The organism is Micromonospora sp. Mcm103 (assembly GCF_024519755.1).
Classification (GTDB): Bacteria; Actinomycetota; Actinomycetes; order Mycobacteriales; family Micromonosporaceae; genus Micromonospora; species Micromonospora aurantiaca.
Map to the genome: position 1 here is coordinate 1 of NZ_JALJRJ010000038.1, position 12,014 is coordinate 12,014.

12 protein-coding genes are annotated in these 12,014 nt (G+C 75.1%); 5 read left to right on the plus strand and 7 right to left on the minus strand.

What is annotated here, in order from left to right:
- Both OC439_RS29360 and OC439_RS29365 read right to left on the minus strand, forming a co-directional pair.
- Positions 1-884 (minus strand): EamA family transporter (locus tag OC439_RS29360; protein ID WP_262016259.1); only part of this gene is annotated, 884 nt, incomplete at its 3' end.
- A gap of 54 nt (positions 885-938) precedes the next feature.
- Positions 939-1,703 (minus strand): HAD family hydrolase, encoded by a 765-nt coding sequence (locus OC439_RS29365; RefSeq protein WP_410054974.1) that lies wholly within the window; start codon positions 1,701-1,703, stop codon positions 939-941.
- Between the two features lie 85 nt (positions 1,704-1,788).
- Here OC439_RS29365 and OC439_RS29370 point away from each other — a divergent pair, with 85 nt between their 5' ends.
- Positions 1,789-4,569: a DEAD/DEAH box helicase gene (locus tag OC439_RS29370; RefSeq protein ID WP_262016260.1), complete on the plus strand. Its 2,781-nt coding sequence runs from the start codon at positions 1,789-1,791 to the stop codon at positions 4,567-4,569.
- 165 nt (positions 4,570-4,734) lie between these two features.
- Positions 4,735-5,622, plus strand: a complete 888-nt coding sequence (locus OC439_RS29375; protein WP_262016261.1) for an MHYT domain-containing protein — start codon at positions 4,735-4,737, stop codon at positions 5,620-5,622.
- Between the two features lie 8 nt (positions 5,623-5,630).
- Here OC439_RS29375 and OC439_RS29380 read toward each other — a convergent pair whose 3' ends face one another.
- On the minus strand, positions 5,631-6,554 hold the full coding sequence (locus tag OC439_RS29380) for a 5'-3' exonuclease (protein WP_262016262.1): 924 nt from the start codon (positions 6,552-6,554) through the stop codon (positions 5,631-5,633).
- Positions 6,555-6,654: 100 nt separating this feature from the next.
- Here OC439_RS29380 and OC439_RS29385 point away from each other — a divergent pair, with 100 nt between their 5' ends.
- From OC439_RS29385 to OC439_RS29395, 3 genes are all read left to right on the plus strand, one after another.
- Positions 6,655-7,740 carry a DUF4037 domain-containing protein gene (locus OC439_RS29385; RefSeq protein WP_262016263.1) on the plus strand — a complete coding sequence of 362 codons (1,086 nt, stop codon included), beginning with the start codon at positions 6,655-6,657 and terminating at the stop codon, positions 7,738-7,740.
- Positions 7,741-7,868: 128 nt separating this feature from the next.
- The gene (locus tag OC439_RS29390) at positions 7,869-9,236 is read left to right on the plus strand and encodes a PHB depolymerase family esterase (RefSeq protein WP_262016264.1); all 1,368 of its coding nucleotides are present in this window, start codon (positions 7,869-7,871) and stop codon (positions 9,234-9,236) included.
- A 122-nt stretch (positions 9,237-9,358) separates the two neighbouring features.
- On the plus strand, positions 9,359-9,481 hold the full coding sequence (locus tag OC439_RS29395) for a ribosomal protein bL36 (RefSeq protein WP_043324353.1): 123 nt from the start codon (positions 9,359-9,361) through the stop codon (positions 9,479-9,481).
- Between the two features lie 24 nt (positions 9,482-9,505).
- Here the strand turns inward: OC439_RS29395 and OC439_RS29400 are convergent, their stop codons facing one another.
- From OC439_RS29400 to OC439_RS29415, 4 genes are all read right to left on the minus strand, one after another.
- Entirely contained in the window at positions 9,506-10,267 is a 762-nt protein-coding gene (locus OC439_RS29400; RefSeq protein ID WP_262016265.1) for a glycosyltransferase family 2 protein, read from the minus strand.
- An 83-nt stretch (positions 10,268-10,350) separates the two neighbouring features.
- The gene (locus tag OC439_RS29405; RefSeq protein ID WP_262016266.1) at positions 10,351-10,989 is read right to left on the minus strand and encodes a YdcF family protein; all 639 of its coding nucleotides are present in this window, start codon (positions 10,987-10,989) and stop codon (positions 10,351-10,353) included.
- A 21-nt stretch (positions 10,990-11,010) separates the two neighbouring features.
- Complete coding sequence (locus OC439_RS29410) at positions 11,011-11,280, minus strand: DUF4873 domain-containing protein (protein ID WP_013476935.1); 270 nt, start codon at positions 11,278-11,280, stop codon at positions 11,011-11,013.
- A complete protein-coding gene (locus OC439_RS29415) occupies positions 11,277-11,993 on the minus strand; it encodes a TetR/AcrR family transcriptional regulator (RefSeq protein WP_262016267.1) in 717 nt (238 codons plus the stop codon). Before OC439_RS29415 ends, OC439_RS29410 begins: the two co-directional genes overlap by 4 nt.
- Between the last annotated feature and the right edge of the window lie 21 nt (positions 11,994-12,014).

The following is a 12,014-nucleotide window of genomic DNA, read 5'->3' on the forward strand; positions in this document are numbered from 1 at the left end:
GGCGGCGCGGGCGAGGGCGGCGGCGCGGCGGCGCGGACCGCGCCGGCGCTCGCGGCGACCACGAGCGCGATGGCGAGCACCTCGACCGGGCGCAGCGCCTGGCCGAGCACCAGCCATCCGGCCACGGCGGCGATCGCCGGACCGAGACTCATCATCACCGCGAACGTCGCGGTCGGCAGCCGCCGCAACGCGGCCAGCTCCAGGCTGTACGGCAGCACCGAGGCGAGCAGCGCCAGCCCGGTACCGAGCCCCAGCACCATCGGGTCGGCCAGGCGACCACCGCCGTCCGCAAGCCCGAACGGCAGCGTCAGCAGCGCCGCGACGGTCAGCGCGAGGGCCAGCCCGTCCGCGCCGGGGAACCGCGCGCCGATGCGCGCCGAGCAGACGATGTACGCGGCCCACATGGCGCCCGCCGTCAGGGCCAGCGCGGCGCCGGCCGGGTCGAGCCGGTCGAACCCGCCCTGGCCGAGCAGGACCACCCCGGCCAGTGCCAGCGCGGCCCAGCACCAGGCGGCCACCCGGCGCGCGGCGATCACCGACAGCGCCAGCGGCCCGAGCACCTCCAGGGTGACGGCCGGGCCGAGCGGGATCCGCTCGATCGCCTGGTAGAAGATCGAGTTCATGCCGGCCAGGGCCAGCCCGAATGCCAGCACCGCCGCCCAGTCGCGGCGTCCGTACCCGCGTACCCGGGGGCGGCACACCACGAGCATCAGCAGCGCGCCGATGGTCAGCCGCAACGTCACCGCGCCGGCCACCCCGGTACGCGGGAACAGCAGCGCGGCCAGCGCGGAGCCGAACTGCACCGACAGCGCCCCGCCGAGGACCAGCGCGACCCCGCCGATCCGTCCCGGCGCACGCGGTGGCAAGGGGTGGACACCGGTCATGCCCCTGACGGTATCCGGTGCGCCGCGACGCGTTCGCGCCGCTGGGGGGTGTGCTCAGGCGGCCCCGGCCAGGTCGAGCACCGCGCCGAGCCCGTTCGGGCGGCCCGCGTCGGCGCTGGGCAGCACCAGCACCCCGCACCCCGCTGCCACCGCGCCCGCGTCGGCCGGCGTGTCGCCCACCATCAGCGTGCGCTCCGGGTCGACGCCGAGCATCCCGCAGGCCCGCAGGAAGATGCCCGGGTCCGGCTTGCAGCGCCCCACCTCGTACGACAGCGCGTACGCGTCGACGAGCGCGTCGAGGTCCCAGGCGGCGAACAGCGGCCGCAGGTCGAAACCGATGTTGCTGACCACCGCCACCTTCACCCCGGCCGAGCGCAGCGCACCCAGCACGGGAGCGGTGTCCGGGTACGGCACCCAGCCCTCCGGCACCAGCACCCGCTCGTAGAGCGCGTCGGCGAACCCGTCGATGCCGGTGTCCACGGTCTCGGCCAGCCCGGTGTACGCGCCCCGGTGCGCGTGCGGGTAGAGATCCCGGTCGGCCCACAGCTCGGCCAGCCGGGGCGGCACCCGCGCCGGTAGCGGGCCACCGGCACGCCCGGCGGTGAGCAGCCGGTCGGCCAGCGAGGTGGCCCGGATCCGGTCCAGTTCGACGCCGCAGGCGGCCGCGGCGGCGAGCACCCAGGCCAGCGGCTCCTCCACCTGGGCGAGGGTGCCGTGGAAGTCGAAGAGCACCGCCTCCACGGGCCGGCGGGACGGGCCCGGGCGGACGGCGTCGTCGGCGCCGCTCGAGACGTGGGGCAGTTCGGTACGGTCCGGCACGTCGTGCACCCTACCGACCGCTCCGACCGTCCTGCCGGATGGCCTTGACCGGTACTCCTCGGCAGCACCGATTAATCTTGGTGCCATGTCGAGCCCCGCCGAGCGGTACGCCGCGGCGCGCCGCCGGGCCGCGCAGGCCTCCGCCTTCCCGGCCCTGGACGAATTCTCACTGGATCTCGGGTTCGATCTCGACGACTTCCAGCGCGAGGCGTGCGAGGCGCTGGAGCGGGGCAGTGGCGTGCTCGTCTGCGCGCCCACCGGCGCCGGCAAGACCGTGGTGGGCGAGTTCGCGGTGCACCTGGCGCTGCGCGGCCGCCCCGGCGGCGACGCGCCCGCGACCCGGCGCAAGTGCTTCTACACCACGCCGATCAAGGCGCTGTCCAACCAGAAGTACCACGATCTGGTGGACCGCTACGGTGCCGAGCAGGTCGGCCTGCTCACCGGCGACAACGCGATAAACGGCGACGCGCCGGTGGTGGTGATGACCACCGAGGTGTTGCGCAACATGCTCTACGCCGGCTCGGCCACCCTGGAGGGCCTGGCGTACGTGGTGATGGACGAGGTCCACTACCTGGCCGACCGGTTCCGCGGCGGGGTCTGGGAAGAGGTGATCATCCACCTGCCCGAGTCGGTCACGCTCGTGTCGCTGTCGGCCACCGTCTCCAACGCCGAGGAGTTCGCGGACTGGCTGGTCACCGTCCGCGGCGAGACCGCCGTGGTGGTCTCCGAGCACCGCCCGGTGCCGCTGTGGCAGCACATGCTCGTCGGCAAGCGGATGTTCGACCTGTTCCACGACGCCGACGCGGCCCGCAAGCACGACGTGCACCCCGAGCTGCTGCGCTACACCCGGGACACGATGCGCCGGCTGGAGCTGGGCGAGGGTCGCAGCGCCGGCCCCGGCGGCGGCCGTCGCGGTCCCCGCTGGCGTGGCCCGATGCGCCCGGACATCGTCGACCGGCTCGACCGGGAGGGGCTGCTCCCGGCCATCCTGTTCATCTTCAGCCGGGCCGGCTGCGACGCCGCGGTGCAGCAGTGCCTCGCCGCCGGGCTGCGCCTCACCTCCCCTGACGAACGCGCCGAGATCCGCCGGGTGGTGGAGTCCCGGGTCACCGCCATCCCCGGCGAGGACCTGTCCGTGCTCGGCTACTGGGAGTGGCTCGACGGCCTGGAGCGGGGCCTGGCCGCGCACCACGCCGGCATGCTCCCGGCGTTCAAGGAGGTCGTCGAGGAGCTGTTCGTCCGCGGGCTGGTCAAGGCCGTCTTCGCCACCGAGACGCTAGCGCTGGGCATCAACATGCCGGCCCGCTGCGTGGTGCTGGAACGCCTGGTGAAGTTCAACGGCGAGGCGCACGTCGACCTCACCCCCGGCGAGTACACCCAGCTCACCGGCCGGGCGGGCCGCCGGGGCATCGACGTGGAGGGCCACGCGGTGGTGGTCTGGTCGCCGGAGACCGACCCCCGGCACGTGGCCGGGCTCGCCTCCACCCGCACCTACCCGCTGCGTTCCAGCTTCCGGCCCTCGTACAACATGGCCGTCAACCTGGTCGGCAGCGTCGGCGCGGCGCCGGCCCGGGAACTGCTGGAGTCCTCGTTCGCGCAGTTCCAGGCCGACCGGTCGGTGGTCGGCCTGGCCCGGCAGGTGCAGCGCAACACCGAGACGATCGAGGCGTACGGCGCCGAGGCCGCCTGCCACCACGGCGATTTCGACGAGTACTTCGCGCTGCGGGTGGCGATCGCCGACCGGGAACGCGCCATCGCCCGGCAGGGCCAGACCCAGCGCAAGGCGGCGGCGGTCGCCTCGCTGGAGCGGCTGCGGGTCGGTGACGTGATCCGGGTGCCGTCCGGGCGGCGGGCCGGCCTGGCGGTGGTGCTGGACCCGGCCACCGGCGGGTTCGGCGAGCCCCGGCCGCTGGTGCTCACCCAGGACCGCTGGGCCGGGCGGGTCACCCCCGGGGACTTCACCACCCCGGCCGAGGTGCTCACCCGGATCAGGGTGCCGAAGCACTTCAACCACCGCTCGCCGGCGGCCCGGCGGGACCTGGCCGCCGCGGTCAGCGGCACCGGCCTGGATCGGCACGGCGGCCGGCGGGGCGGCCGGTCCCGGCAGGCGGCGGGCGAGGACCACCGGCTCAGCCAGCTGCGCGTCGAGCTGCGCGCGCACCCGTGCCACGCCTGCCCGGACCGGGAGGAACACGCCCGCTGGGCGGAGCGGCGGCGCCGGCTGGAACGCGACACCGAGGAGCTGCGCGAGCGGGTGTCCGGGCGGACCGGCTCGCTGGCCCGTACCTTCGACCGGATCGTCGCGTTGCTGACCGCGCGCGGCTACCTGGCCGCCGACGGCGAGGTCACCGACGCCGGGCGGACGCTGGCCCGGATCTGGACCGAGGCCGACCTGCTGGTGGCCGAGTGCCTGCGCCGCCGGGTGTGGGACGGCCTGTCCCCGGCCGAGCTGGCCGCCGCCGTGTCGGTGGTGGTCTTCGAGGCCCGGCGGGACTTCGACGAGCGGGCGTCGCTGCCGCGCGGCGCGGTGGCCGACGCGGTCGACGAGACGCTCAAGCTGTGGGGCGACATCGAGGCGGACGAGGCGGCACGCGGCCTGGCCGTCACCCGGGAGCCGGATCTCGGCTTCGCCTGGCCGATCTACCGGTGGGCGCGCGGCGAGGCGCTGGCGAAGGTGCTGGCGAGCGGCCACCAGATCGACGGGGAGATGCCGGCCGGCGACTTCGTCCGCTGGGCGCGCCAGGTGGTCGACCTGCTCGGCCAGGTCGCCGACTCGGGTGGCGCCTCGGCCGAGCTGCGCGGCACCGCCCGGCAGGCCATCGCGGCGGTCAACCGTGGCGTGCTGGCCTACCACGCCTCCGCCTGACGGTCACTTTCGGTCAGCGATTGCCGGAAATCGACGCACCTCTGCGTCACGGCGCTACCACCCCGCGAATTGTCGGGGGGTCGATGCGCGCCCTGGTCAGGGCCTATCCCATCATTGCCCGGGGCGCCGTGGGTCGCGCTGAGCCGAGGGTGAGGGAAGGGCGTCGTGGGCGAGATCAATCACTTCGAGTACGGATGGATCACACCCGCGCTCAGCTACGCGTTGTCGGTGCTCGGCTCGGCGCTCGGCCTGGTCTGCGCCGGACGGATCCGGACCGCCACCAGCGCCGGTCAGCGCGCCTGGTGGGGCCTGCTGGCCGCGTGGGCGCTGGGCGGCACCGCGATCTGGGCCATGCACTTCATGGCGATGCTCGGGTTCGCCGTCGGCGGCACCCGGATCCGCTACGACGTGCCGCTGACGGCCGCCAGCACGGCGATCGCGGTCGCGTCGGTCGGCATCGGGCTGGCGATCGTGGGCACCGGCCGGCTCGCCGCGCCCCGGCTGCTCGCCGGCGGGTTCTTCACCGGCGCCGGGGTGGCCGCCATGCACTACACCGGCATGGCCGCGATGCGCCTGGACGGCTCGCTCGGCTACGACCCGCTGCGGGTGACGCTGTCGGTGGTCATCGCGATCGTGGCCGCCACCGTCGCGCTCTGGCTGGCGATGACCGTCCGGCGCGGGCTCGCCATCGCCGCGTCGGCGCTGGTCATGGGCATCGCGGTCAACGGCATGCACTTCACCGGCATGAGCGCGCTGTCGGTGCATCTGCACGAGAGCCGCGGCCCGGCCTCCGGCACCGAGGTGAGCGGACTGCTGGTGCCGATCGTGCTGGCAGTGGTCTTCGGCGTGGTCGGGCTCGTCTACGCGCTGCTCGCCGCGCCGTCGGACGACGACCGGGCCGGGGCCGCGTACGTCAGTTCGCGGCTCGACGAGGCGCCGTACGCGGCCGCCGCCGAGCCTGCACCGGACCCGGTCGGCCTGCGCGCCCGCTCGACGCTGGCGCAGCCCGGCGCCCAGTTCCCGACCCGCCGGAGCACCGACCGCCCCTCGTGATCAACTGATCACGATCGGTCGCCGGCCAGCGCGTCGACGAGCCGGCGGCACGAGCCGGCCAGGTTCCAGCGCTGCGCCAGCTCCAGCAGCCGGTCCGGGTCGGCGGGGGACGTCGGCAGTGCCGGGTCCAGCTCGGGCAGCGGCACGTCGGTGGCGACCCGGACCACCTTCGGCGCCACGGCCAGGTAGTCGCGGGCGGCGTCGAGCTTGGCCCGCAGCCCGGGCGCGAAACCGGAACGGGGGTCGTCGAGCGCGGCCAGGATGCCGTCCAGCCCGCCGTAGCGGTCGATCAGCCGGGCGGCCGTCTTCTCGCCGACGCCGGCGACGCCGGGCAGCCCGTCGCTGGGGTCGCCGCGCAGCGCCGCGAAGTCGGCGTACCGGTCGGCGGGCACGCCGTAACGGGTGCGGACCGCCGCGTCGTCGCAGTCGTCCAGCTTGGCCACGCCCCGGCCGACATAGAGCAGACGCACCGGGTGCGCGTCGTCGACGAGCTGGAACAGGTCGCGGTCGCCGGAGACCACCTCGACCGGGCCCGGCTGGGTCACCGCGAGCGTGCCGAGCACGTCGTCGGCCTCGTAGCCGTCGGCGCCCACGGCGGGGATGCCGAGCGCGTCCAGCACCTCCAGGATCATCGGCACCTGCGGGGACAGCGTGTCCGGCACGACCTCGCCGCCCTCGGGTGCGACCCGATGCGCCTTGTACGACGGCAGCAGCTCCCCCCGCCACGCCGGCCGCCAGTCGTGGTCGAGCGCGCAGATCATCCGGTCGGGCCGGCGGGTGCGCACGAGCTGGGCGAGCATGTCGAGGAAGCCGCGTACGGCATTGACGGGCTGGCCGTCGCCGGTCTTCGCGGCCGACTCGGGGATCCCGAAGTAGGCGCGGAAGTAGAGGCTGGGGGAGTCGATCAGGAGGATCGGCTGTCGGTGTGCCACGGCGACAAGCCTTCCACAGCCCTGTGACGCGATGGGGGAGGCGACCGCCGGAGGCGGAAACCCGGGCGCGCGACGGGCGTGGCATGAGCAGACTGGCGGAGTGAGCTTCGTACCCGGCCTGACCCTGGCCCGCCGGTTCCACGACGAGGTGGTGGGTCCGCTGCTGGCGCGGCGGCTGCCCGGCCTGCCGTACTCCGCCGGACTGCTCGACGGCGGTTCCGAGCTGCTCGGCCTCGACACGCCCCGCTCCACCGACCACGACTGGGGTCCGCGTACCCAGGTCTTCGTGGGCGGCGCGCACGACGTGGCGCCGGTACGGGCGGCGCTGGACGCGGAGTTGCCGGCGCGGTTCCTCGGCTGGCCGACCCGGTACGCGGGCGGCCCGGCGGTGCGGCTCGGCACGGTCCACGCCGACGGCGACCGGCACGGCGTGACGGTGGACGAGCTGGGCGGATGGCTGCGGGAGCGGCTCGGCGCCGACCCGCGCGCCGGCCTGACGACGGCGGACTGGCTGGCGACGCCGACGCAGCGGCTGGCGGAGCTGACCGGGGGAGCGGTGTTCCACGACGGGCTCGACAGCGCGCTCACCGCCGTCCGCTCCCGGCTCGCCTGGTATCCGGACGACGTGTGGCGGCACGTGCTGGCCGCCGGGTGGCAGCGGGTCGCGCAGGCCGAGCACCTGGCCGGCCGCTGCGCCGAGGTCGGCGACGATCTGGGCAGCCGGGTCGTGGTCGCCGGACTGGCCCGGGATCTGATGCGTCTCGGCCTGCTGCTGCACCGGCGCTGGCCCCCGTACGCGAAATGGCTCGGCACTGTGTTCGCGGCGCTGCCGGGCGCGGCGCCGGTGGTGGACGGGCTCGCCGCAGCACTCGGCCCGGGCGACTGGCCGGCCCGGCAGCCCGGCCTGGTCCGGGCGCTGGAGACGGTCGCCGGCTGGACGAACGACGCGGCGCTGGCGCCGCCGGTGGACCCGGCCGCGCGGCCGTTCCACGACCGGCCGTTCCTGGTGCTGCACGCCGGCCGGTTCGTCGAGACGCTGCGCGTCGCGATCACCGACCCGGAACTGCGCGACCGGCCGCCGGTGGGCGCGGTGGACCAGTACGTGGACAGCGTGGACGTGCTCACCCACGCGGACCGCGCCCGCCGGGTGGCCGCAGTGGTTGTCGGCCCGCCGGGCGGAGCCTAGACTCCGATTCGAGTCGCATCGATCCGCGACTGTCTATCTCGTCTCCGAGGGTCCGGGCCGCCCGTCGCAGGCGCCTCGCCGGCGAGGACGCCGCCCCGTGCGGCGTTCCCACCACCGAGGAGAACAGCATGCTGTCCAGAATGAGCAGACTCCGGCTGCTCGGCGCGGCGCTCGCCGCCGCCGGGCTCGCCGTCGGAGCGGCGCTCGCCGTCCCCGGGCCGGCCTCGGCCGCCGCGCTGACCGAGGTGACGAACTTCGGCGCCAACCCGAGCAACCTGCGCATGTACCTGTACGTCCCGGACACCGTGGCGGCCCGTCCCGGGCTGCTGGTGGTCAACCACTACTGCACCGGCAGTGGCCCGGCCATGTACTCCGGCACCCAGTTCGCGTCGCTCGCCGACCGGTACGGCTACATCGTGGTCTACCCGTCGGTGACCCGCAGCAGCAAGTGCTTCGACGTGTCCTCGCCGCAGGCGCTGCGCCGCGACGGCGGCAGCGACCCGGTGGGCATCAAGTCGATGGTGGACTACGTGCGGCAGCGCTACCCGGTCGACTCCCAGCGGATCTTCACCACCGGCACCTCGTCCGGCGCGATGATGACGAACGTGCTGCTCGGCGACTACCCGGACGTGTTCCGGGCCGGCGCCGCGTTCGCCGGCGTGCCGTTCGGCTGCTTCGCCACCACGAACGGCTCGGAGTGGAACAGCGAGTGCGCCAACGGCCAGGTGCTGAAGACCCCGCAGCAGTGGGGTGACCTGGTGCGTAACGCGTACCCGGGCTACACCGGCCCGCGCCCGCGGATGCAGATCTGGCACGGCACCAACGACGAGACGCTGCGCTACCCGAACTTCGGCGAGCAGATCGACCAGTGGACGAACGTGAACGGGCTGAGCCAGACGCCCGCGTACACGGACAGCCCGCAGGCCGGCTACACCCGTACCCGCTACGGCGGCACCGGCGCCACCGCGACCGTCGAGGCGATCAGCATGCAGGGCGTCACGCACAACCTGCCGGTGGACGCGGCCCAGGCGATCCGCTTCTTCGGCCTGGACTCCACCACGCCGCCGCCGACCACCGCGCCGCCCACCACGCCTCCGCCGACGACCCCGCCGCCCACCACGCCCCCGCCCACCACGCCTCCGCCCACGACGGCGCCACCGACCACGCCGCCGCCGTCGGGGGCCTGCCGGGTCGGGTACGTGGTGAACGCCTGGAACAACGGCCTGACCGCCGCGGTGACCGTCACCAACACGTCCACCACGGCGATCAACGGCTGGAACCTCGCGTTCACGCTGCCGAGTGGTCAGACGATCACCGGAGGCTGGAACGCCACGTACAGCCCCTCCAGCGGGGCGGTGACCGCCCGCAACGTGTCCTACAACGCGTCGATCCCGCCGGGCGGCTCGGTGGACATCGGCTTCCAGGCCACCCACACCGGCAACACCGGTAGGCCCGCCTCGTTCACGCTCAACGGCAGCGCCTGCACGACCTCCTGAGCGGGGTCGTGGCGGCATCCCGGCCGCGCCCGTCCCGACCGGGGCGGGCGCGGCCGGGCATGACCGCACCGGCGGCGGGTACCCGTGCCGGACGGACACCGGCGGGAACCGAAGGAGCGGATATGAAGGTCCGAAGCTCCCTGCGCGCGCTCAAGCGCAAGGCCGACTCGATCGTGGTCCGGCGCCGGGGCAAGCTGTTCGTCCTCAACAAGTCCGACCGGCGGCAGAAGGCCCGGCAGGGCTGAGCCCGCCGTCGCCGCGCGACCAGCTCAGGGAGTTCGAGACGCAGGTGTGGGACGCGACGTCGTGACGGCGGCGGCCGGCACGTCGTCCACCTCGGCGCGCCCGGCCAGGCGGGCGAGCGCGGAGGCGGCCAGCGGCCGGTAGATCCGTACCGAGTCGGCGAGCGCGGAGAAGTGCGAACCCGAGTTGTCGCCGTGGTAGCGGGTGGCGATCTCCACCTGCTCGACCGGCAGCCCGGCGCGGACCAGCCGCAGCAGCACCGTCATCTCGTACTCGAAGCGGTCACCGGGGATCGTGGTGAGCCAGCCGAGCAGCGCGGCCGGGTAGGCGCGCAGCCCGGTCTGGGTGTCGCGCACGTCCCGGCCGGTCGCCAGCCGGAACGCCACCCGGGTCGCCGCGTTGCCGAACCGGCTGAGCGCCGGGACCTCACCGTCGAACTCGCGGACGCCGAGCGTCGGCGCTCCGGTGACGCGCATCCGGTCCGCCACGGCGCACACGTCGGGCACACCGTGCTGGCCGTCGGCGTCCACACAGACCACATCGCGTCCCGGGTGGTGCGTCGAGGCGTACCGGAAGCCGGTGCGCAGCACCACGCCCTTGCCCCGGTTGACCCGGCGGCGCAGCACGGTCGCGCCCCGGGCGCGGGCCGCGTCCAGCACCCCGGCGGCGGCCGGGCCGCTGCCGTCGTCGACGACGAGCACGTCCGCCCCGGGCAGGGCGTCCCGCAGGTCGCCGACCAGCGGTGGCAGCCGGTCACCCGGTCGGTACACCGGCACGAGCACGATCACGGAACCTCCCGGGTGGACTCGCCCGCCGGCACGGCCCGCCGGGTCGATCGAGGACGCTCGTACCCCGGGCGCGCGGCGGTGAATCACCGCCGGGGCGTGAGGCGTCCGATCCGCTCGGCCGCGCGGGTCAGCGCGCGCTCGCGGCGCAGCGACGCCTCCGGGGTACGCACACCGAGGAAGCCGATCCGGCTCAACGCCCGGGCGGCCCGCTCGCGCCGCACGGGCACCGGATCGGGCGCGGTCACCGGCACGTCGGCCAGCGCCGGGCCGGACAGGCCGAGCACGCGCGCGGCGAGCAGGCGGACGCGGGGCAGGTGCCACGGGTGGGAGACCAGCCCGAGCGGGCGCTTCGCGGTGAACTCCGCCGCGCCCAGCAGTCCGTCCTGGACGGTGTGCGCCAGGTTCTGCAGCGTGGTGCGGGAGCGGGTCTCGGCCGCCGACCGGGCGTACGCGTCGAGCCCGGCCTCGCGCGCCAGCGCCCGCATCAGCTCCGCCTCCCGGTAGCCGGCGGGCGGGCCGGGCGCGCCGGCCGGGCCGTGCGGCCAGCCGCCGGTGAACACCACCCGGGCGTCCGGCGCGCGGCGGAACGCCTCGGCGTGCGCGCGGACGTAGGCCACCGCGGCCTCGGTGCGCGCGACGCTCTCCGCGGTGAGCCGGTAGCCGTCGTCGCCGGCCACCACCCCACGGCCGAAGACCAGCAGCACGGTGGCGGGAGACGTCATCCCTTCACGGTACGGCGCGGATCACTCGTCGTCCGGCGGCCAGGGTGGCGTGCCGACGCCGGTGATGCGGACGCCGCCCCACGGGTCCACCTCGGCCAGCCGGGCCCGGGTGACCCGTTCGCCGATCCGGACCTCCACGTCGCGGCGGCCGGAGCGCAGCAGCCGGACCAGGCGCGGTTCCGGCTCGACCCGCCCGGCCCAGTGGTAGCGGCCGTCGACCGGCTCGAACCGCCCGCCGCCGTGCAGCCGTACCGTGGTGCCGGCGATCTGGGCCGTGCCCTCCCAGGTCACCTGTCGATCCGTTCGTGCGCGCGGGTCAGCTCCGGTGGCAGGTCCGCGCCCCGGCGGACCCCCTCGATGCCGCTCCACAGCAGCGTGGTCAGGTATTCGGTGAGCGCGGCCCGGTGGATCGGCTGCCCGTGCGTGGTCCACCAGTCGCCGACCGCCTGCACGAACCCGACCAGCCCGTACGCCCACGGCTCGGCCGGGCCGGCGTCGAGGCCGAGCGCGCGCAGCCGGTCGCCGATGACCCTGGCCAGCCCGGTCGCGACCTGCCGGCTGGTGCCTGTCACCACCTGCTGGATGCCGGGGTGCCCGGACTCGTGCACGAGGAACCGGTAGAGCGACGGCTCGTACTCGACCACGCTCAGGTACGCGTCGATGGTCGCCTCGACCAGCGCGCGCTCCTCGCGTACCTGCTCCACGGCGGGGGCGATGGCGGCGACCACGCGCGCCGCGACCACCTCGCTGACCGCCAGCCAGAGCTGCGCCTTGTCGGCGAAGTAGCGGTAGAGCACCGGTTTGCTGACCCCGGCGGTGGCGGCGACCTGGTCCATGTCGACGCTCGGGCCGTGCTGCAGCAGCGCCTGCACGGCGGCCGCGATCAGTTCCTGCCGCCGCTGTTCACGGTGGTCGGCCCAGCGGTCGCGCCGCCCGCCGGAGCGGGGCGCGGTCGGCTCCCGGGGGGCGTCGGGGCCATTGACATCGGTGGTGGTCCGTCGCATGCTACCACTCGTAACAGTTAC